This window comes from Mycolicibacterium confluentis, from assembly GCF_010729895.1.
Taxonomy (GTDB): Bacteria; Actinomycetota; Actinomycetes; order Mycobacteriales; family Mycobacteriaceae; genus Mycobacterium; species Mycobacterium confluentis.
Map to the genome: position 1 here is coordinate 566,294 of NZ_AP022612.1, position 21,495 is coordinate 587,788.

The following is a 21,495-nucleotide window of genomic DNA, read 5'->3' on the forward strand; positions in this document are numbered from 1 at the left end:
GACAACGTACAACCGATCGGTTGTATGTTGAAGGCGTGACCGTGATTGACGAGAGCAGAGCCGACGCCCTGTTCCACGCGCTCGCCGACCGAACCCGGCGCGACATCCTGCGCCGCGTGCTGGCCGGCGAGCATTCGATCTCCGAACTCGCGGTCAAGTACGACGTCAGCTTCGCCGCGGTGCAGAAGCACGTCGCCGTCCTGGAGAAGTCCGGGCTGCTCATCAAGCGGCGGCGTGGCCGCGAGCAGTTGGCCAGCGGTGACGTCGCGGCGGTGCGCTCGGTGGCGGCCCTGCTCACCGAGCTTGAACAGGTGTGGCGTGGCCGCATCGCCCGCATCGACGACCTGATCGCAGCCGACAACAACGAGAACAAGGAGAACTGAACCATGCCCGTGACCGACGTTCAGCACGATCTCGACAGCCTCACCCTGACCATCACGGCCGAGTTCGCCGCCCCGGTGGAACGCATCTGGCAGGTGTACGCGGACCCGCGCCAACTCGAGAAGATCTGGGGCCCGCCGAGCCACCCGGCGACGGTCGTCGACCACGACCTCACTCCCGGTGGCCGGGTCACGTACTTCATGACCGGTCCCGACGGCGAAAAGTACGCCGGATACTGGCAGATCACCGCCGTCAACGAGCCGACGAGCTTCTCGTTCCTCGACGGCTTCGCCGACTCGGACTTCAACCCGAACCCCGACCTGCCGGTCTCGGAGAACAATTACACCTTCACCGAACACAACGGCGGCACCCGCGCGCGGTACGTGGGCACCTACGCCTCTGTCGAAGCGCTCCAGCAGGTGCTCGACATGGGCGTCGTCGAAGGCGCATCGTCGGCCATCAACCAGATCGACGACCTGCTTGCGTGAATCGGTGGCCGCGCGGCAGTAACTGCCCTTATGGTGTTGCCATGCTGAGTTCTGGTGGACGCCAAGCGTATCCGGGGCAGTTCCTGCTGGCAGTCGGTGCCATTGCGGCACTGCTCGTGGGGTGTGGTTCGAATGCCGCGCCGCAGCAGGAGTCGTCGGTGACCGAGTCCCCGGCCGAGGTGGTCGCGGACACCGAGGGCTCCGCCGAGGACGACGACAACGGCAGCATGGTGCCCGAGTATGAGGACGCCACCACTGCCGAGGCCCGCAACGGCAAGGGTCTGATGGAGCGGTTGAACCTGCTCGAAGATCTGTCCGACACCGTCAACGGAAACCTCAAGCTGCCCTTCGACGTTCCGCTGAAGGGCTCGCAGTGCGACGAGCCCAACGACTACTGGAGCCCCGACGACAAGGAGATGGTGCTCTGCTACGAAGACGTCGACGAGAGTCTGCGGATCTTCGGCGAGGCAGGCGATCCCGACCCCGAGGCCAGTGCGCGCCGGGTCGCGATCGCCTCGTTCTTCCACGAACTCGGGCACATGGCCATCGACCTGTACGACCTGCCGGCCACCGGGCGTGAGGAGGACGCTGCCGACCAGATGGCGGCGTTCTGGCTGCTGACCCCGGATTCGGACGGTTACGTCGACCCGGACCTGGTGCAGGCGGCCAAGGACCAGGCGCGCGAATACCGCGTCTATGCTCAGGAGTGGGGCGCGCCGGAGGACAGCGACTACGCCGACGTGCACACCCTCAACCAGGCCCGGATGTTCAACTTCGAATGTTGGATCTACGGTTCGGATCCCGACGGCAACCAGGACATCGTCGACTCCGGCCTACTGCCGCAGGCTCGCGCGGACCGCTGCGAAGACGAATACAACCATCTGGTCAAGGCCTGGGGAACGCTGCTCGAACCGCACATCAAGGACTGAGCCCAGAGCTCAGAAGTACTTGTAGAACCCCTCGCCCGTGGCCAGGCCGAGCTTGCCCTTGTCGATGTAGTTCTTCTTGAGCCAGGCCGCCATCTGCTGAGCGTCCTCGTCGCCGTGCGACATGATGTTGTACGGCGTGCGCATCCCGATGACGTCGTAGATCTGAAACGGCCCGACGGGTGCGCCGGTGCCGATCCGCCAGGTGTTGTCGACGTCGCCCGGTTCGGCGTATCCGCCGGCGACCAGTTCCAACGCGGCCCGCAGGAACGGCACCAACAACGTGTTGAGTACGTAGCCCGCCTTCTCCTTGTGGAGTTCGATGGGCACCATGCCGATGGCGACGGCGAATTCGACGACGGCCTCGTACACCGCGGGGTCGGTGTCGGCGGTCCCCATCACCTCGGCGATGTTCGAACTCCAGATCCGATTGGCGAAGTGCAACGCCAGGAAGCGATCCGGGCGACCAGTGGATTCCTTGAGATCGCTGGGCAGCATCGTCGAGGAGTTGGTCGCGAAGATCGTGTGCTGCGGGGCCAGCGTGGCCAGCGTCGAGTAGGTCTGCTGCTTGACGTCCAGGAGTTCGGGGACGGCCTCGATGATGAGGTCCGCGTCGGCCGCCTGGCCCAGGTCTGTCGTCAGGGTCAACCGGGCCAGGGCGGCCTGCGTGGTCTCGTCGTCGGCGCCGGGCACCTCATTGAGGTAGGTCGCGGCCAGGTGGTCGAAGCGCTTCTGAGCAGCCCGCAGTGCCTCGTCGTCGATGTCGTAGGCGATGACGGGAAAGCCCTTGTATGCGCTCTGATACGCGATCTGGGAACCGAGCACTCCGGCGCCGAGGACGGTGACAGTGCTTATTGATGTGGGCATGCTGCTCCATTTCGCGGCGGCGACGATGACAGGTTCAGGGTAGTTCGGCCCATGTGGTTCATTCAGCTAACTATCTGGGCCTGGTTGACGGCGTTCGGTTGCAGACGTCTTGGGTGCGTCATCCAGGACTGGTTCTGGCGGCGACGTCAAGAGCTCACGTCACCGCGAGTGGAGGTCGCAATCCCAGCTAATGGGGCTGTTTCGGCGACCCCGGCATCCTGACATGGGACATCTGACGTACACAATGCCCGACACAATCACGCGTCATTCGTCACGGGTGTGGCGGGGCATATCGGTTGCTGATCGGCAAACCACCCCTTAGGATCCTCTCAGCAACTTCTAGGTTTGCACCTATGAGTGACGTCAAGTTATGTCCAACCTGATCGGGGAGACCATCCATATGGCACTGAAGCCCATCCTCACCTCTGGCGTTGCACTCGCGAGTGCCGCCGCGATCATCGCGGCGACGCCCGAATTGATGCCCGCACCCACTGTTGAGGTCGCTGCAGCGCAGAGCATGCCCACCCCGACCCAGATCTCATCCGCGAAGTACGAGCTCACGGCGCTGTCGCTGCGCAACGCGCTCAACGCGCTGTTCGAGGGCTACGACGGTGGGGATTCGCTGCACGATCCGCTGTCGGACGAACACGCCGAGCAGTACGGCGTCGACCTCAATCCTGACGGCAAGCTCAACACCGGTGATGAGTGGGATCCTTGGGTCGGTTTCGGTGTCGAGGCATTGCTGTACTACCTGATCGACGAGGGCTTGGCGAGCCTGGGCGTCACGTTCCACCATGACGACATCCTGTTCTCGGCCGGCCAGACCGCGCTGTTCAACAAGATCGCCCAGGACCTCAACCTGGACGGACTGCTGGCGTTCATCAGCAACCCGCTGATCGCGCTGCCCCCCGAGGTCGGCGATTTCCTGACGGACCCGGTCGGCCTTGTCGAGGACACGGCTCTGGAACCGATCCTGCAGTTCTTCCACGATCCGGTCGGCGCGATCCCCCTGCTCGAACTGCTCGTGGCGCTGCCCACGATCATCGTGCAGTCCACGCCGCTGGACATCCTCGCCGATCCGGCCGCGTACCTGCCTCCCGCGCTGGCTGCGTTCGTCACCCACCCGCTGGGCACGATCGTCCAGATCATCGGCGTGCTCATCCCGAACGACGAAGACTTGGTTGAGCCGGACGACGACACGGCCGGACAGCGTTCGTTCAAGGCCGCGGTCGAGGGCGAGGGCATCTCCGAAGAGGGTGAAGAGGGCGAGGCTGCCGCCGAGGATCAGAAGCCCAGCCCCTTCGCGGCCGTCACGCTGCCCAGCCCGATCGAGTTCCGCGACGACTTGGCGGCCAAGGCCAAGGAGGCTCTGGGCGCCCTCAAGCCGAAGGACTCGGTCACCGAGACCGTCGTCGAAGACAAGGTCGAGGGCGTCGACGAGGGGAAGACCGAAAGCGCACCCGAGGCCGACAAGAAGCCGGGCCTGCCGAGCCTCAGCGACACCATCAGTGACGCCAAGGCCAAGGCGAAGGAAGCCAAGGCCGAGCGCGCGGAGAAGCGTGCAGAGCGTAAGGAGAGCTTCCGCTCTGCACTCGGACTGAAGCCCCGCACGACCAGCGGCCCCGAGGCGGGCGCGAAGGTCGGTGGCGGCGACGACAACGGTGGTGGCGCGACCGGCGGTGGTGCCACCGGCGGTGGCACCGAGGGCGGCGAGAGCTAACCCAGCCAAGCGACCAAGCCAAGCGACCAAGCCCGTTGGCCCCTCCCGATTCGGGAGGGGCCAACGGCGTTTTCGGGCACGTCAGCGTGGCCCGATCGCGTCGAAATCCCGGGCGATCGACCCCGATCCGCGGGTAGTTGCCTTGAGCAAACAAAACGGAGCCCCGTGGCGCATCGTCCTCATGGCTGCCGCGGCCCGCACTCTGGGCGTTGTGTCACCCGAGGCGGCAGGCCGCGGAGTTACTCGACGCGCACATCGCATACCAGCTGATCAGCGCGTTTTCGGCGTGGCTGACGCTGCTGGGCGGTGGGGCCTGTCGGGGGTCGTCCGCGCGAACTGGGCTGCTCCGAAAGCAGTGAAAACGCGTGTTTCAGTTGCTCATCGGCAAACCACCTTTTAGGGTTCTCTCAGCAAGTTCTGGGTTTGTGACCAGGAAACCCGTCCGTCGACCACTCAGATTGGGGGATTCCCCTCAGATGGCGCTGAAGCCCATCCTCACGTCAGGCGTCGCACTCGTGGGTGCCGCTGCGATCATCGCGGCCACTCCCGAGGTTCTGCGGGCGCCGACCGTCGAGGTGGCTGCAGTGCAGGAGGGGGTCACGCCGTCCGAGGACTCGCCGGGCTCGTTCGACCTGACCGCGCTGTCGATGCTCGGCGCGCTCAATGCGTTCTTCAAGGGCTACAACGGTGCCGATTCGTTCAACGGCCCCCTGGCTCCCAAGGACGTCGACCGCTATCTCGCGGGCGGCGCCGGAGGCGGGGACGGGATCGTGGGCGACGACCCGGCGACCATCAGGAACGAGTCCCTGGACGACTGGAACCCGTCGGCGGGGATGGGTGCCCAGTCGCTGCTGTACTACTTCGTCGACGAGGGCATCGCGAGCCACGGCATCGCCTTCGACTACGACGACATCCTGTTCTCCGCGGGCCCTCGGGCTCTGCTCGCCAAGATCTTCGATGATCTCGGGCTGACGGAGTTGGTGGACTTCGTCGTCGAACCGGTCGTGGTGATGGCGGGCGTTGTCGGTATCAACCTGCGGGACCTCGATCCGACGAGATGGCTTCAAGGGGGCCTGCGGGACGGCGTGAAGCGAGCGACCGAAACGCTCGCCGAGATCTTGAACATCGACGCCTACCTGCCTCCCGCGGTGGTCGCGGTGCTCAAGGACCCGGTGGGTGCGCTGATCCGGGTCATCGAGGCGCTGCTCCCGCGCGAGCAGCGGGCCACCCCCACGAGCGTCCGGCTTCAGATCCCGGACGGGGCTGTCGGTGCAGAGGCCGCCACGCCGGCCATCGAGACGGACCCTGAGGGGGCGACCGTCGAGCGTGAACTGGATTCCGAGACGTCACCCGCGTCTGAGGCTGGTTCGCCGGGTGCGGTGAACCCCGTCGCGAGTCAGCCCAAATTCGACCTGCGTGTGCCCAGCGCGATCGCCGAGCACGCGAAGGCCATCAGCGACGGACTCAAGGACGCCAAGGCCAAGGTGAAGCAGGCCCGTGCCGATCGCGAGGCCGCCCGCGAGGCGTTCGCCGAGCGGACGGTGGAGCGCCTGGACAGGGTTCGAACCAGCTTCGGGGGGAAGCCCACGCCGGTGTCCCAAGGCAATGACGGCGCCGACACGGGCAGCCCGGCCGGCGGCGAAGCCCCCGAATAATGCTGCGTGACAACTGAAGTGCGTTGGCCCCTCCCGAAGCGGGAAGGGCCAACGGCATTATCAAGCTGTGGTGACTAGGCGACCTCGTCGACGCGGCCGGCGCGCCGCTTCTTGCGCTTGATCCCGACGTTGCCCCAGAACGCGAATCCCGAGATCCGCACGCACGGTGCGCCGGGCGCGCCATGTTCGGTGATGTTGTGCTCGAATCCGCCCATCACGCCCATGCCGCCCACCTCGACGTTGACCTCGGGCGGCAGCAGAATGGTCTGCCCGCCCATGATCGAGTACGCGTGGATGTTGACCGTCGGTGAGGTGAAGTCCGCGTAGCGGAGGTCGACGACCCCGCCACCCCAGAACGTGAACGTCGTCAACTTCTGCGGAACGTTCCAACGACCGCGGCGCTGGAAGCCGCTCAAGATCGCCAGCAGCACGGTCGAGGGTGCCGGTTTGCACGCGCCTCGGCGGATGTTGGCGATGCTGGGAAGATCAGCCGACAGGCGGTCGAGCTCACCGAAGGTCTGGGCCGCGTAGGCCTGCGTGAGCCGGCTCTCGAACTCAGCAAGATCCAGCTGACCCTGCGCGGCGGCATCGGTCAGCAATTGGGCAGTCTGGATCCGGTCGGTGTCGGCGGCTCGCAATGATGAGTCCCGCTGCGCTGAATCGCTCATCGGTGACGAGCCTACGACGCACGTTGTCAACCGCAAAGTGCGGACATCTAATTAGGGCCATCATTTGCCGATTCGGCCCATTTTGGTGGCCGCTTCTGCAAAAAAGCGAGCATTCCCTCGTGCGCCTCGTCGGAAACGAAGAGATTTGCGGAATCTTCGCTGAGACGTTGGGCGTCCCGGTCGAACCCCCGCAGAATTGACGCTGTGGTCAGGGATTTTGTTGCCGCGAGCCCTCGCGGAGAGCCCTTGCTGAGGGCGTCGACGATCGTCGCCAACTCGGCAACGACATCGGTCGCCGCCACGGTCACCAGCCCCATCTCATGAGCCTTCGCCGCGGTGAACGTCTCGCCGGTGAGGAAATAGCGATGCGCGGCACGCGGGCTCAGTTTCGGGAGCAGCGTCATAGAGATGATCGCGGGGGCCACACCGATGCGCGCCTCGGTCAGCGCGAACGTGCTCTTGGGTCCGGCGACGACGATGTCGCACGCCCCGACCAGGCCCATGCCCCCGGCCCGCACATGGCCGTCGATCACCCCGACCACCGGCAGCGGACACTCGACCAGCGCGCGCAGCAGGTCCGCCATCTCTTTGGCGCGGTCGACCGCCAACTCGTAGGGGTCGCCTCCGGTCGCGGCGCTCAGGTCCGCCCCGGCGCAGAACGTGCCACCGGTGTGCCCGATCACCACCATGCGGACCTCCGGGTCCGCGACGGCGTCCCGCAGGCCCTGATGCAGCGCGCCGACCAGTGCCGGTGACAGCGCGTTGCGCTTCTCCGGAGAGTTGAGGGTCAGGTGCGCGGCCCGATCCGCCACCCGGTAGTCGACGGGGGAGTCCATCAGTACGACCTGGGCAGTCCGAGCGAGGTCTGGGCCACGAAGTTGAGGATCATCTCGCGACTCACCGGGGCGATCCGGGCCAGGCGTGACGCCGTGAGCACCGACGCGATGCCGTACTCCTTGGTCAACCCGTTGCCGCCGAGGCTCTGCACGGCCTGATCGACCGCGCGCACCGACGCCTCACCGGCGGCGTACTTGGCCATGTTCGCGGCCTCCGCCGCGCCGAAGTCGTCCCCCGAGTCGTACAGCGTGGCGGCCTTCTGCATCATCAGCCTCGCCAGTTCGATCTCGATGTGATTCTGCGCCAAGGGATGTGAGATGCCCTGATGGGCGCCGATCGGTGTCTTCCAGACCTGCCGGGTCTTGACGTACTCGGTGGCCTTGCCGATCGCGAACCGGCCCATGCCCACCGCGGACGCCGCGCCCATGATGCGTTCGGGGTTCAGGCCCGCGAAAAGCTGCGCGATCGCGGCGTCCTCGGAACCGACCAGGGCGTCGGCGGGCAGGCGGACCTCGTCGAGGAACACCTGAAACTGGAACTCGGGGCTGACGATCTCCATCGGAATCTTGGTGTAGCTCAGTCCCGGAGTGTCGGTGGGCACCACGAACAGCGCCGGCTTGAGGTTGCCGGTCTTGGCCTCCTCAGTGCGCCCCACGACGAGCACGGCCTGGGCCTGATCGACACCGGAGATGTAGACCTTCTGACCGGACAGGATCCAGTCGCTGCCGTCCCGGCGGGCCGTGGTGGTGATCTTGTGGGAGTTGGACCCCGCGTCGGGTTCAGTGATGGCGAACGCCATGGTGATCGAACCGTCGGCGATGCCGGGCAGCCAGCGCCTCTTCTGGTCCTCGGTGCCGAACTTGGCGATGATGGTGCCGTTGATGGCCGGCGAGACCACCATCATCAGCAGCGCCGAACCCGCGGCGGCCATCTCCTCCATGACGAGGCTCAACTCGTACATGCCCGCGCCGCCCCCGCCGTACTCTTCGGGCAGGTTCACGCCGATGAAGCCGAGCTTCCCGGCCTCGGTCCACAACTCAGTCGTGTGCTCGCCGGCGCGGGCCTTCTCCAGGTAGTAGTCCTGGCCGTAGCCGGCGGCGAATGCGGACACCGCCTCCCGCAGGGCGCGCCGTTCGTCGCTTTCGATGAAACCCGTGTCGGTCATTGTTCGTCTTCTCCTGAATCGACGCGCGCCAGGACGGCGCCCACCTCGACCTGTTGTCCCTCGGTGACGTTGAGCTCGGCCAGCACCCCCGAATTGGGTGCGGTCAGGGTGTGTTCCATCTTCATCGCCTCCAGCCAGACCAGGGGTTGACCGGCTGTCACGGTCTCGCCCTCATTCGCGCCCAGTCGGATCACCACGCCGGGCATCGGGGCCACCAGTGACCCGGCCGCGATGGTCGACCCGGGCTCGACGAACCGTGGCACAGCGACGAATTCGACGCTCCCGCGCGACGAGTCCACGTAGACCACCTCCCCGTGGCGGGCGACGCTGAAGGCGGTCTCCGCACCACCCTCGTCGAGCACGACGCACTGCGGCGACGTCGAGACGACGTGGACCGCGTCGTCGTCGGGCAGCAGCACGCCGGTGCGGGTGACGCGGTAGGCCACCAGGTGGTCGGTGTCGCCGGCCCGGAAGGTCTTGGTCTGGTTGCTCGAGGCGACGTTGCGCCATCCGCTGGGCACCCCGGCGAACACCCGTGCGCCTGCGCGGTTGTGCGCGGCCTCGGCCAAGGTCGCGGCGATCGCCGAGGCGCGCACCGACGCGTCGTCGGCCAGGGGTGCCGCAAGGGTGGCCAAACCGTGGGTGTCGAAGAACGCGGTGTCGGTCTCGCCGTCCAGGAAGGCCGGATGCCGCAGTACGTTGACCAGCAGGTCGCGGTTGGTGCGCACGCCGTGCAGTCGCGTGCGGGTCAGCGTGTCGGCCAGCATGGCCGCGGCCTGAGCGCGGGTCGGCGCATAGGAGATGACCTTGGCCAGCATCGGGTCGTAGTGGATGGACACCGTGGATCCCGCCACGATGCCGGCGTCCAACCGGATCTCGGACCGCCCGGAGCTCTCGAAACTGCTTCGCGCCGTGGGCACCTCGAAGTGGTGGACGTCGCCCGCCTGCGGTTGCCAGTCCTTGGCGGGATCCTCGGCGTACAGGCGCGCCTCGATCGAGGCACCTCGCGCCGCGGGTGGCTCGGGATCCAGCGCGTGACCGTCGGCGACGGCGAGTTGGAGTTCCACCAGGTCCAGTCCGGTGGTCGCCTCGGTGACCGGGTGCTCGACCTGCAGGCGCGTGTTCATCTCCAGGAAGAAGAACTCGCCGGTGTCGTCGGCCAGGAACTCGACCGTGCCCGCGCCGGTGTACCCGATGGCGTGGGCCGCCGACCGGGCCGCCTCGAACAGCCTGTCCCGCATGCCCGAATGGCGTTCCACCAACGGTGAGGGGGCCTCCTCGATGATCTTCTGGTGTCGCCGCTGGATCGAGCATTCCCGTTCACCGACGGCCCAGACGGTCCCGTGTGCGTCCGCCATGATCTGGACCTCGACGTGGTGGCCCGACGGCAGATAGCGCTCGCAGAACACCGTGTCGTCGCCGAACGCCGACTTGGCCTCGCGGCGCGCGGCCTCCACCTCGTCGGGCAGGGCGGCCACGTCGGTGACGACGCGCATACCGCGGCCGCCACCGCCCGCCGACGCCTTGACCAGCACGGGCAGTTCGTCGTCGGTCACGGCGGCCGGGTCCAACTGCTCGAGCACCGGCACGCCCGCGGCGGCCATCATCTTCTTCGACGCGATCTTGGACCCCATGGCCCGCACTGCCTCGACGGGAGGGCCGATCCAGGTCAGGCCCACCACCTCGACCGCGGTGGCGAATTCGGCGTTCTCCGAGAGGAATCCGTACCCCGGGTGGATGGCGTCGGCACCTGCGGCCTTGGCCGCGGACAGGATCGCATCGATGTCCAGATAGCCGGGCACCCGCACGCGGGTGTCGGCTTCGGCGACGTGCGGCGCGCCGGCATCGTGGTCGGTGTAGATCGCGACGGTCCCGATCCCGAGACGACGGCAGGTGGCGAAGACCCGGCGGGCGATCTCACCGCGGTTGGCGACTAGAACCTTGGAGATCATCGGCGCGCTCACATCCGGAAGACGCCGAAGTTCGACGTCCCCTCGATCGGGCCATTGGCGATGGCGGACAGGCACATTCCCAACACGGTGCGGGTGTCGCGGGGGTCGATCACCCCGTCGTCGTACAGGCGGCCGGACAGGAACGCCGGCAGCGACTCGGCCTCGATCTGCGCCTCGACGGCCGCGCGCAGTGCGGCGTCGGCGTCCTCGTCGACGGTCTGCCCGCGGGCCTGCGCGGCGGCCCTGCTGACGATCGACAGCACCCCGGCCAACTGCGTCCCGCCCATCACGGCGGACTTGGCCGACGGCCAGGCGAACAGGAACCGGGGGTCATAGGCCCGCCCACACATCCCGTAGTGGCCCGCACCGTAGGACGCGCCGATCAGCAGGCTGATGTGCGGCACCGTCGAGTTGGACACCGCGTTGATCATCATCGAACCGTGCTTGATCATGCCGCCCGCCTCGTAGTCCTTGCCCACCATGTAGCCGGTGGTGTTGTGCAGGAACAGGAGTGGGGTGTTGGAGCGGTTGGCCAACTGGATGAACTGCGTCGCCTTCTGGGACTCCTCGCTGAACAGCACCCCGCGTGCGTTGGCCAGGATGCCCAGCGGATACCCGTGCAGTCGGGCCCAACCGGTGACCAGCGATCCGCCGTAGAGGGGTTTGAACTCGTCGAAGTCGGAGTCGTCGACGATGCGGGCGATCACCTCCCGCGGGTCGAACGGGATCTTGAGGTCCGGGGGAACGATGCCGATCAGTTCCTCGGCGTCGAACCGTGGTTCGGTGAACGGCGCCGGTGCCGGGCCCTGCTTGGTCCAGTTCAGCCGGACCACGATGCGCCGCGCGATCCGCATGGCGTCGAGTTCGTCCACCGCGAGGTAGTCACCCAGTCCCGAAGTGCGCGCGTGCATCTCGGCGCCGCCGAGCGACTCGTCGTCCGACTCCTCGCCGGTGGCCATCTTGACCAGCGGCGGGCCCGCCAGGAACACCTTGGAGCGCTCCTTGATCATCACGGTGTGGTCCGACATGCCCGGGATGTAGGCGCCGCCGGCGGTGGAGTTGCCGAACACCACCGCGATGGTCGGGATGCCCGCGGCCGACAGCCGGGTCAAGTCCCGGAACAGCTGGCCGCCGGGGATGAAGATCTCCTTCTGGGTGGGGAGATCCGCACCGCCGGACTCCACCAGCGAGATCACCGGCAGGCGGTTCTGAAGCGCAATCCTGTTCGCGCGCAGGGTCTTGCGCAGCGTCCACGGGTTGCTGGTGCCGCCCTTCACGGTGGGGTCGTTGGCGACGATCATGCATTCGACACCCTCGACCGCACCGATGCCCGTGACGACACTGGCGCCCACCTGGAACTCGCTGCCGTAGGCCGCCAAGGGGCACAGTTCCAGGAAGGGGGAGTCCGGGTCGATCAGCGCTTCGACGCGCTCCCGCGCGGTGAGCTTGCCTCGCTCGCGGTGGCGGGCCACGTATTTCTCGCCGCCACCGGCGACGGCCTTCGCGAACTCGGCGTCGAGTTCGTCGAGTTTGCGCAGAAGTTCGTCGGCGGCCTCGCGGAAGGTCGACGAGTTCGGGTCGAGTGCTGAGCCGAGTACCGTCACGCCTGATATCCAAGCGTTTTGGCGGCCAGTCCGGTGAGGATTTCGGTGGTTCCGCCGCCGATGCCGAGGATTCGCATGTCGCGGTACTGGCGTTCGACCTCGCATTCGGTCATGTAGCCCATGCCGCCGAACAACTGCACGGCCTGATGCGCCACCCACTCGCCGGCCTCCACCGCGGTGTTCTTGGCGAAGCACACCTCGGCGATCAGGTTGGTCTCACCGGCCAACTGCCGTTCGACGACGTGGCGTGAATAGACCCGCGCGACGTCGATGCGCCGCGCCATCTCGGCCAGAGTGTTCTGCACCGACTGCCGTGAGATCAGCGGGCGACCGAAGGTCTCCCGGTCGCGGCACCACTGTGCGGTGAGGTCCAGGCAGCGCTGCGCGCTCGAATAGGCCTGGGCGGCAAGGCCGATGCGTTCGGACACGAAGGCCGCCGCGATCTGCAGGAAGCCCGTGTTCTCCGGCCCCACCAGGTTCTCGGCAGGCACAACTGCGTCGGTGTAGGTCAGTTCGGCGGTGTCGCTGCAGCGCCAGCCCATCTTGTCGAGCCTGCGGGTCACCTCGAACCCGGGCGTCCCCTTCTTCACCACCAGCAGCGATACACCGGCGGCGCCGGGCCCACCCGTGCGCACCGCGGTGACGACGTAGTCAGCCCGCACACCGGACGTGATGTAGGTCTTGGCGCCGTTGACGATGTAGTGGTCGCCGTCGCGGTCGGCCCGCGTGGCCAGATGGCCGACGTCAGAGCCGCCGCCGGGTTCGGTGATCGCGAGCGCACCGATCTTCTCGCCGCCCAGGGTCGGCCGCACGAACTGCTCGATGAGGCGCTGATCCCCCGAGGCCACCATGTGTGGGACCGCGATGGCGCACGTGAACAGGGATGCGAAAACGCCACCGGCCGCGCCGGATTCGTGTAACTCCTCGGCGATCACCACGGCGTCGGCACCGTCACCGCCCCCGCCGCCGACCGACTCCGGGAACTGCGCGCCGAGCAGGCCGGCCTCGGCGGCGCGGCGATGCAGATCGCGGGGCAGTTCCCCCTCGCGCTCCCAGTCATCGACGTGCGGCAGGATCTCGCGCTGCGTGAAGTCGCGCACGGTCTTGCGCAACTGCTGGCGCTCAGGGGTGGTCCAGATGCTCATGGCAGCAGCCTCTCCGGGATGTCCACGTGGCGGGCGCGCAGCCATTCGCCCAAGCCTTTGGCCTGCGGGTCGAAGCGGGCCTGATAGGCGACGCCCTGCCCCAGGAGGCCCTCGATGACGAAGTTCACCGCGCGCAGGTTGGGCAGCAGGTGCCTGGTGACGCCGAGATCCGCGGTCTCGGGCAGCAGGTCCCGCACCCTGTCCACGGTCAGGAAGTGCGCCAGCCACCGCCACTGGTCGTCGGTGCGGACCCAGAGTCCGACGTTGGCGTCACCGCCTTTGTCACCGCTGCGCGCGCCCGCGATGGTGCCCAACGGGACACGGCGGGTGGGTCCGGTGTCCAGCGGAGGGGGCAGGGGAGGGTCCTCGACGGCAGTGAGTACCTGCGTCTGCGTCGCGGGCGGAATGGTGACACGCGCGCCGTCGGCGAGCACCGCGATGTGCGGGACCTCGCCGGCGTCGACACAGCCCGCGGTGAACACGCCGTACACCGATCCGTCGCCGGGCGGTGCGGTCACATGGAAGCCCGGATAACTGGCGAGCGCGAGTTCGATTCCGGCGCTGGTGAACCCGCGGCCGACCTTGGCGGGGTCGGGATCGCGCACCGTGCAGTGCAGCAGCGCGCTGGCGGTCTCCTCGGTGTCGGCGTCGGGGTGATCGGTGCGCGCCAGCGTCCACTCCATCTCCGCGGGGCGCACCGTCAATGCGGCGTCGAGTTGGCGCTGCACCAACCCGGCCTTGGCCTCGATGTCCAGTCCGGTCAGCACGAAGGAGATCGAGTTGCGGAAGCCGCCGATGCCGTTGAGGGACACCTTGAGCGTCGGGGGAGGGGGTTCGCCCGTGGCGGCGCTGATCGCGACGCGGTCGGGGCCGTCGTCGCGCAGGGTCACGCTGTCGAGGCGCGCGGTCACATCGGGGTTGGCGTAACGGCCGCCGGTGACCTCGTAGAGCAGTTGGCTCGTCACGGTCCCGACGGTGACCGCGCCACCGGTGCCGTCGTGCTTGGTGATGACCGATGACCCGTCGGCGGCGATCTCGGCGAGCGGGAACCCCGGGTGGGTCAGATCGGCGAGTTCGGTGAAGAACGCGTAGTTGCCGCCGGAGGCCTGGATGCCGCATTCGATGACATGGCCGGCGATCACTGCGCCGGCGAGGCGGTCGTAGTCGCCCGCACGCCACCCGAAGTGCGCGGCAGCGGGGCCCACGATCACCGACGCGTCGGTGACCCGACCCGTGACCACGATGTCGGCGCCGGAGTTCAGGCACTCGACGATTCCCCAGGCGCCGAGGTAGGCGTTGGCGGTCAGGGGCGAGCCCAATCCGAGTTCACCCGCGCGGGGCAGCAGGTCGTCACCCTCGACGTGCGCGACCGAGGCCTCGATGCCCAGGCGATCCGCCAGAGCGCGGACCGCGGTGGCCAGGCCCGCGGGATTGAGGCCGCCCGCGTTGGCGACGATGCGCACGCCCTTGTCCTTGGCCAGGCCGAGGCATTCCTCGAGTTGGCGCAGGAAGGTCTTGGCGTAGCCGCCGTCCGGATTCTTCATCCGGTCGCGGCCGAGGATCAGCATGGTCAGCTCGGCCAGGTAGTCGCCGGTCAGGTAGTCGAGGTCACCGCCGGTGAGCATCTCGCGCATGGCCGCGAGTCGGTCGCCGTAGAACCCCGAGCAGTTGCCGATGCGAACCGCATCCCTCACCCGCGCCCTCCGATCGTGGCCCCCCAACCAGTCGGTAGGTTACCGGGTACCGGCGGTTCCGAGTCAAGGGTTGACGGCGCGCAGATTCGGTGCTGCGAGCTACAGCCCCAACTCGGCGCGCATGTCGTCGATGGCCTTGCAGTAGCCCACCCAGTCCTCGTTCGTCATGGCATGTTGGGTCTGATCGAAGAGCCTGTTCCGTGCCGAAATCAGCTGGTCGTGTGGGCCGCGGTCTCGGTGCCGCGGTCGCCACCTCCGCACCCTGCCAAGCCCATAATCAACAGGACGGCGATCGTGAAACGCTTCATCGGGAGTCCCCCAACCTCAGCCGACAGCTGAGGGGAAGGCTAGACCCCTGGTGGGAGGCCCGCGGATGATTGCCCGCAATCCGGCGGGACCCCGGCGATCCGCTGAATTTGGGGAGCCCGCGGCCCACCCGCTATCCTGAACTGCAATTGTCGCCGCTGAGGTCCGCGCGACCGATTGAACTTGTCCCGAATTTGGGGACCAACCGAAGGAGATGCACGTCATGGCCGTGCCGAAGCGCAGAATGTCGCGTTCGAACACCCGTAGCCGTCGCGCACAGTGGAAGGCTGAGGCCACCGGTCTGGTCAACGTGACCGTCGCCGGCCAGCAGCACAAGGTGCCGCGTCGCCTCCTCAAGGCCGCTCGCCTCGGCCTGGTCGACCTCGACAAGCGCTGATCCTGCTTGACGGCCGCTCGGCGCGCCTCTCAGTCTGGTCTCAGGCGGTGGGATAACACTGGTGGCCGTGCGGATTCTTGTCGTCGATGACGATCGCGCTGTGCGCGAATCGCTACGCAGGTCCCTCACTTTCAACGGTTACTCGGTTTCTCTTGCGGAGGACGGCGTCGAGGCGCTGACCACCATCACGGAGGAACGCCCCGACGCGGTCATCCTGGACGTGATGATGCCGCGCCTGGACGGCTTGGAAGTGTGTCGGCAGCTGCGCAGCACAGGTGATGACCTGCCCATTCTGGTGCTCACTGCGCGGGACTCGGTGTCCGAGCGTGTCGCCGGACTGGACGCGGGCGCTGATGACTATCTCCCGAAGCCATTCGCGCTGGAGGAACTGCTCGCGCGGATGCGTGCCCTGCTTCGGCGCAGCACCCTCGACGATCAGGCCGACTCGGCGACGATGACCTTCGCCGACCTCACGCTCGACCCGGTGACCCGCGATGTCACCCGAGGCACTCGTCACATCAGCCTCACCCGGACCGAGTTCGCACTGCTCGAGATGCTGATCGCGAATCCGCGGCGCGTCCTGACCCGCAGTCGCATCCTCGAAGAGGTCTGGGGCTTCGACTTTCCAACCTCTGGCAACGCCCTTGAGGTGTACGTCGGCTATCTGCGGCGCAAGACCGAGGCGGAGGGGGAGGCACGTTTGATCCACACCGTCCGCGGTGTGGGTTACGTGCTGCGTGAGACGCCGCCGTGAGGGTGTGATGCGTCTCTTCCGTCGGCAGAAACCGCCTCAGCACTCACCGCTGGAGGCCACGCCGTCGCTGTCGTTGCGTTGGCGCGTGATGCTGCTGGCCATGTCCATGGTGGCGATGGTGGTGGTGCTGATGGCCGTCGCGGTCTACGCGGTGGTTTCGGCGGCTCTCTACGACGACATCGACAACCAGTTGCAGAGCCGGGCTCAGCTCCTGATCGCCAGCGGTTCGCTGGCCGCCGATCCGGCCAAGGCCATCGAGGGTACGGCGTACTCCGACGTCAACGCGATGCTGATCAACCCGGGCAAGTCGATCTACACGGCCAACCAGGAGGGACAGACCCTCCCGATCGGCAACACCGAGAAGGCCGTGATCCGGGGTGAGCTGTTCATGTCGCGCCGCACGGCCGACGACCAACGCGTGCTGGCGGTGCACCTGCCCAACGACAGCACGCTGCTGATCTCGAAGAGCTTGGCGCCCACGGACGCGGTGATGACGAAACTGCGCTGGGTGCTGCTGGCGGTCGGCGGCGTCGGTGTCGCGGTGGCTGCCATAGCGGGCGGGATCGTGATCCGAACCGGCCTGCGGCCCGTGGTCCGGCTGACGCAGGCCGCGGAACGCGTTGCGCGCACCGACGATCTGCGCCCGATCCCCGTGTTCGGCAGCGATGAACTCGCGCGCCTGACAGAGGCGTTCAACACCATGCTCCGTGCGCTCACCGAATCGCGTGAGCGCCAGGCGCGGCTTGTCGCCGACGCCGGCCATGAACTCCGCACGCCACTGACGTCGCTGCGCACCAACGTCGAACTGTTGATGGCCGCGCACAAACCGGGCGCCCCACCGATCCCCGAGACCGAGATGGTCGAACTGCGGTCGGACGTCATCGGCCAGATCGAGGAATTGTCCACTCTGGTGGGCGATCTGGTGGATCTCACCCGTGACGACGCGGGTGGTGTGGTGCACGAGGCCGTGGACATGGTCGAGGTCATCGACCGCAGCCTCGAGCGGGTCCGTCGCCGCCGCAACGACATCGAGTTCGACATCGACGTGACGCCGTGGCAGGTGTACGGCGACGCCACAGGACTGTCGCGCGCGGTGCTCAACCTGCTCGACAATGCGGCCAAGTGGAGTCCGTCGGGCGGACGGGTCGGTCTGCGGCTCACCCAACTGGATCCGGCGAATGCCGAGTTGGTGGTGTCGGATCTGGGACCCGGCATTCCGCTCGAGGAACGCAGGCTGGTGTTCGAGCGGTTCTATCGGTCGACGGCCGCGCGTGCCATGCCTGGGTCGGGTCTCGGCCTGGCCATCGTCAAACACGTTGTGCTCAAACACGGTGGCGCGTTGCGGGTCGAGGACACCGTGCCGGGCGGCCAACCGCCGGGTACGTCGATCTTCGTTCTGCTGCCGGGACGACCCCTGCCGCCCGTGTCGGACCCGGCTGGACCGGACGTCTTCAGCAACAATGGGGAGAAGTCACCACAAGCGCAGAGCGTTGTCTCAGTCGATTCTCAGTCGATGCAGGCAAGGTAGATGCCAACGGGCCGACTGGCCGACTGAGCCTCCCAAGTGAAGGACACAAGCGAATCCATGACGAACCAGCCGAGGTACGTTCCGCAGCAGCACGGCCCCCAGGGCCCGCCGCCCGGAGTCAATCCGCATGCACCGCAGGCGTATCCAGGGCAGTTCCAGCAGGGCTACGACTGGCGTTACGCCACGCAGCAGACCGGCCAGCAGCCGCGCCCGCCCTACGACCCCTACCGAACCGCACCCCAGCAACCGCAGCCCCGTCCGACTAAGCCCGGAAAGCGTTCACGTTCAGTCGGATTGGCTGCTGGTGCGCTGGCGATCGCGGTGGTCTCGGCCGGTGTCGGCGGCGCGGTGGCGCTGCTGGCCGAACCTGACCCGCAGGCCCCGTCGAGTGTCTCCACGGCCAACGGCCCGGCGCCCAGCGTGCCCGCGGCCAACGTGCCCGCGGGATCGATCGAACAGGTTGCCGCCAAGGTGGTGCCCAGTGTGGTCAAGCTCGAGACCGATCTCGGCCGGGCCAACGAGGAGGGTTCCGGCATCATCTTGACGTCGGACGGCCTCATTCTCACCAACAACCACGTGGTCGCCGCGGCCGCAGGTGGTCCCGCGCCGAGCGGCGGCGGTGCGCCCGCCTCGCCGGACGAGCCCAGCCCGCGGGGCGCCAAGCCGACCACCACGGTGACCTTCGCCGACGGGCGCACCGCGCCGTTCACTGTCGTGGGCACCGATCCCGCCAGTGACATCGCGGTCGTGCGGGCCGAGGGCGTGTCGGGCCTGACCCCGATCACGCTCGGGTCGTCGGCCGATCTGCGAGTCGGGCAGAACGTCGTCGCGATCGGATCGCCGCTGGGCCTCGAGGGAACCGTGACGACGGGCATCGTCAGCGCGCTCAACCGCCCGGTCTCCACGGCCGGAGATGCGGGCAACCAGAACACGGTGCTCGACGCCATCCAGACCGACGCCGCCATCAACCCCGGCAACTCGGGCGGTGCGCTGGTGAACATGAACGGTGAACTGGTCGGCGTCAACTCCGCGATCGCGACCCTCGGCGCTGACTCGCAGAACGGGCCCAAGGGCGGGTCGATCGGCCTGGGCTTCGCGATTCCGGTGGATCAGGCCAAGCGGATCGCCGATGAGCTGATCGCCACCGGAACGGCCTCGCACGCCTCCCTGGGTGTGCAGGTCAGCAACGACACCAGCTCGAACGGCGCCAAGATCGTCGAGGTGACGCCCGGCGGTGCGGCCTCCGGCGCGGGCCTGCCCAGCGGTGTCGTCGTCACCAAGGTCAACGATCGTGTGATCGCCAGCGCGGACGCTCTGGTGGCCGCGGTGCGTTCCAAGGCGCCCGGTGACACCATCACGCTGACGTACGTGGGGGAGTCGGGAGAACCGGTTTCGCTGCAGGTGACGTTGGGTAAGGCCAAGCAGTGACGATTGAACTCCCCCCTGCAACCCTGACGGCGGTGACACCGCTGTCGCGGTCCGGATATACGGTGGCATCCATGGAACAGCCTGTGGAGCTGGTGGGTAGGGCGCTCGTGGTCGTGGTCGACGACCGTACTGCGCATGGGGAAGAGGATCACAGCGGTCCACTGGTGACGGAACTGCTCAACGAAGCCGGTTTCGTCGTGGACGGTGTGGTCGTGGTCGCCGCCGACGAGGTGGAGATCCGCAACGCACTCAACACCGCCGTCATCGGCGGCGTCGACCTTGTCGTCTCGGTGGGCGGGACCGGTGTGACGCCGCGCGACGTCACGCCGGAGGCCACGACCGACATCCTGGACCGTGAACTGCTCGGCATCGCCGAGGCGCTGCGCGGGTCCGGTCTGTCAGCCGGCATCCCCGACGCCGGACTGTCCCGCGGCCTCGCCGGTATCTCCGGAAGCACACTGGTGGTCAACCTGGCGGGCTCCCGCGCCGCGGTGCGCGATGGCATGGCCACCCTCAACCCGCTGGCCGCTCAGGTCATCGGCCAACTGTCGAGCCTGGAGATCTGAGCGGTCGCACAAGCTCTCAAGTTACGGGCACCGTTAGCCGAAACCGGCGCGGTGCCCGTTCTTTATTCCCGTCCTAGCGGCGGGTCACGGCTCCGTAAGTTGTGTTACGGCCGCGTGAACAGGGTAAATGGAGATAGTGTTAACTCCATCACAGCAGTGGAGGCGTTGTGGCAGGTACAGCACCGCGAGATCGCGATTCAGTTAACAAGATCTTCGGTATCGAAATTCCCCAGGAGTCGAGCGATGAGCGCGATCCCGATGCCGGCCGCGACGAACGGGAACGGGATCGGTGGCTGCAGGAGAATGTTCCGCCGCACCACGGGTGACTGATCGGACCTGTTTGTCGGGTATTGCCGCTGGTACGTGGGTTGGCCGGGCGCGGCGTCTGGGCTGGGGCCGCTGCCCCGATGGTGTGGAGCAACCACAGGGGCGCGGCGCAACCGCATCAACTCCTGCTTCTGCGCGAGCAAACTCCTGGCATGTCACGCCAGTGTTTTCGGGGAAATTCGGATGCGTTGCCGGGTGAAGTAGGCGCCGTTATGTTCCTCGTGTCGCAAATGATGAGCGAAAATTAAGGGATCCATGTGAGGCTTCTCATCTGGATGTCCTTAATGGAACCCCTCTCGGTGAGCCCCCCCGGATCACCGCTGACACAGCTAGGGAGAACATGAAGGTATTCAGTCGGGTGCTGGTGGCGGTCCTCGCCGCATTCGCCACTCTGTTCGTGGGAACGGGCACCTCGCACGCTGGCTTGGACAATGAGCTGAGCTTGGTGGACGGCAAGGGTCGCACCCTGACGATTCAGCAGTGGGACACGTTCCTCAACGGTGTGTTCCCGTTGGACCGCAACCGTCTGACCCGTGAGTGGTTCCACTCCGGCAAGGCCGTGTACGCGGTGACCGGTGAGGGTGCCGACGAGTTCGAGGGTGTGCTGGAACTGGGCTACCAGGTCGGCTTCCCGTGGTCGCTGGGTGTGGGCATCAACTTCAGCTACACCACCCCCAACATCGCCCTGGACGGCCAGGACTTCATCGCGCCGGGCATGATCGACCTCCTCCCCGGCATCACCACCCCGCCGCTGTTCCCGGGTGTGTCGATCAGTGCTGACCTGGGCAACGGCCCCGGCATCCAGGAAGTCGCGACCTTCTCGGTCGACGTCTCCGGTGCCAACGGCGCTGTGGCGGTCTCCAACGCCCACGGCACCGTGACCGGTGCTGCCGGCGGTGTGCTGCTGCGTCCCTACGCCCGTCTGATCTCGGGTGCCGGCGACAGCGTCACCACCTACGGCGAGCCGTGGAACATGAACTGACCTGACCCGGTCAAACCTGGACGGCCCCCGGCGCACTGCGCCGGGGGCCGTCCTTGTTGTGCGAAGATTGTGTGGTCAAGTCTGTGTGTTTGTTAAATCTTTGCA

19 protein-coding genes are annotated in these 21,495 nt (G+C 67.1%); 11 read left to right on the forward strand and 8 right to left on the reverse strand.

Annotated elements, in window-relative coordinates; all coding sequences use genetic code 11:
- Window positions 1-35 precede the first annotated feature (35 nt).
- Genes G6N34_RS02610 through G6N34_RS02620 form a run of 3 tightly spaced genes read left to right on the forward strand, consistent with a single transcriptional unit; the run spans window position 36 to window position 1,798 of the window.
- Complete coding sequence (locus G6N34_RS02610) at window positions 36-383, forward strand: ArsR/SmtB family transcription factor (RefSeq protein WP_085155165.1); 348 nt, start codon at window positions 36-38, stop codon at window positions 381-383.
- Between the two features lie 3 nt (window positions 384-386).
- Entirely contained in the window at window positions 387-869 is a 483-nt protein-coding gene (locus G6N34_RS02615; protein WP_085155163.1) for an SRPBCC family protein, read from the forward strand.
- Window positions 870-910: 41 nt separating this feature from the next.
- On the forward strand, window positions 911-1,798 hold the full coding sequence (locus G6N34_RS02620; protein ID WP_085155161.1) for a DUF4344 domain-containing metallopeptidase: 888 nt from the start codon (window positions 911-913) through the stop codon (window positions 1,796-1,798).
- Window positions 1,799-1,807: 9 nt separating this feature from the next.
- Here G6N34_RS02620 and G6N34_RS02625 read toward each other — a convergent pair whose 3' ends face one another.
- Complete coding sequence (locus tag G6N34_RS02625; protein ID WP_085155159.1) at window positions 1,808-2,662, reverse strand: 3-hydroxyacyl-CoA dehydrogenase; 855 nt, start codon at window positions 2,660-2,662, stop codon at window positions 1,808-1,810.
- Window positions 2,663-3,032: 370 nt separating this feature from the next.
- On the opposite strand from G6N34_RS02625, the gene G6N34_RS02630 reads away from it, so the two are divergent.
- Window positions 3,033-4,382 (forward strand): hypothetical protein, encoded by a 1,350-nt coding sequence (locus G6N34_RS02630; protein WP_085155157.1) that lies wholly within the window; start codon window positions 3,033-3,035, stop codon window positions 4,380-4,382.
- Between the two features lie 476 nt (window positions 4,383-4,858).
- Window positions 4,859-6,037 carry a hypothetical protein gene (locus G6N34_RS02635; RefSeq protein ID WP_085155155.1) on the forward strand — a complete coding sequence of 393 codons (1,179 nt, stop codon included), beginning with the start codon at window positions 4,859-4,861 and terminating at the stop codon, window positions 6,035-6,037.
- A 74-nt stretch (window positions 6,038-6,111) separates the two neighbouring features.
- On the opposite strand, the gene G6N34_RS02640 is transcribed toward G6N34_RS02635, so the two are convergent.
- Genes G6N34_RS02640 through G6N34_RS02670 form a run of 7 tightly spaced genes read right to left on the reverse strand, consistent with a single transcriptional unit; the run spans window position 6,112 to window position 15,102 of the window.
- Window positions 6,112-6,705, reverse strand: coding sequence for a DUF1707 SHOCT-like domain-containing protein (locus G6N34_RS02640; protein ID WP_085155153.1), 594 nt, complete (start codon window positions 6,703-6,705; stop codon window positions 6,112-6,114).
- Window positions 6,706-6,752: 47 nt separating this feature from the next.
- Complete coding sequence (locus G6N34_RS02645; RefSeq protein ID WP_085155151.1) at window positions 6,753-7,541, reverse strand: enoyl-CoA hydratase family protein; 789 nt, start codon at window positions 7,539-7,541, stop codon at window positions 6,753-6,755.
- Entirely contained in the window at window positions 7,541-8,707 is a 1,167-nt protein-coding gene (locus G6N34_RS02650) for an acyl-CoA dehydrogenase family protein (protein ID WP_085155149.1), read from the reverse strand. Before G6N34_RS02650 ends, G6N34_RS02645 begins: the two co-directional genes overlap by 1 nt.
- Window positions 8,704-10,659 carry an acetyl/propionyl/methylcrotonyl-CoA carboxylase subunit alpha gene (locus G6N34_RS02655; protein ID WP_085155147.1) on the reverse strand — a complete coding sequence of 652 codons (1,956 nt, stop codon included), beginning with the start codon at window positions 10,657-10,659 and terminating at the stop codon, window positions 8,704-8,706. The genes G6N34_RS02650 and G6N34_RS02655 overlap by 4 nt, the downstream gene beginning before the upstream one ends.
- An 8-nt stretch (window positions 10,660-10,667) precedes the next feature.
- A complete protein-coding gene (locus G6N34_RS02660; protein ID WP_085155145.1) occupies window positions 10,668-12,263 on the reverse strand; it encodes an acyl-CoA carboxylase subunit beta in 1,596 nt (531 codons plus the stop codon).
- Complete coding sequence (locus G6N34_RS02665; RefSeq protein ID WP_085155143.1) at window positions 12,260-13,408, reverse strand: acyl-CoA dehydrogenase family protein; 1,149 nt, start codon at window positions 13,406-13,408, stop codon at window positions 12,260-12,262. The genes G6N34_RS02660 and G6N34_RS02665 overlap by 4 nt, the downstream gene beginning before the upstream one ends.
- A complete protein-coding gene (locus tag G6N34_RS02670; protein WP_085155141.1) occupies window positions 13,405-15,102 on the reverse strand; it encodes an acyclic terpene utilization AtuA family protein in 1,698 nt (565 codons plus the stop codon). The genes G6N34_RS02665 and G6N34_RS02670 overlap by 4 nt, the downstream gene beginning before the upstream one ends.
- A 529-nt stretch (window positions 15,103-15,631) precedes the next feature.
- Between G6N34_RS02670 and rpmF the strand changes: the two genes are divergently transcribed.
- The 6 genes from rpmF (at window position 15,632) to G6N34_RS02700 (ending at window position 21,390) form a co-directional block, all read left to right on the forward strand.
- On the forward strand, window positions 15,632-15,805 hold the full coding sequence (gene rpmF, locus G6N34_RS02675; protein ID WP_085155437.1) for a 50S ribosomal protein L32: 174 nt from the start codon (window positions 15,632-15,634) through the stop codon (window positions 15,803-15,805).
- A gap of 67 nt (window positions 15,806-15,872) precedes the next feature.
- Window positions 15,873-16,559 carry a response regulator transcription factor gene (locus G6N34_RS02680; protein ID WP_085155435.1) on the forward strand — a complete coding sequence of 229 codons (687 nt, stop codon included), beginning with the start codon at window positions 15,873-15,875 and terminating at the stop codon, window positions 16,557-16,559.
- Window positions 16,560-16,566: 7 nt separating this feature from the next.
- A complete protein-coding gene (locus tag G6N34_RS02685) occupies window positions 16,567-18,087 on the forward strand; it encodes a HAMP domain-containing sensor histidine kinase (RefSeq protein ID WP_085155433.1) in 1,521 nt (506 codons plus the stop codon).
- Window positions 18,088-18,144: 57 nt separating this feature from the next.
- The gene (locus G6N34_RS02690) at window positions 18,145-19,515 is read left to right on the forward strand and encodes a S1C family serine protease (protein ID WP_085155139.1); all 1,371 of its coding nucleotides are present in this window, start codon (window positions 18,145-18,147) and stop codon (window positions 19,513-19,515) included.
- A 71-nt stretch (window positions 19,516-19,586) separates the two neighbouring features.
- Window positions 19,587-20,081, forward strand: a complete 495-nt coding sequence (locus tag G6N34_RS02695; RefSeq protein WP_109788639.1) for a MogA/MoaB family molybdenum cofactor biosynthesis protein — start codon at window positions 19,587-19,589, stop codon at window positions 20,079-20,081.
- Between the two features lie 667 nt (window positions 20,082-20,748).
- Window positions 20,749-21,390: a porin MspA gene (locus G6N34_RS02700; protein WP_085155134.1), complete on the forward strand. Its 642-nt coding sequence runs from the start codon at window positions 20,749-20,751 to the stop codon at window positions 21,388-21,390.
- Window positions 21,391-21,495 lie beyond the last annotated feature (105 nt).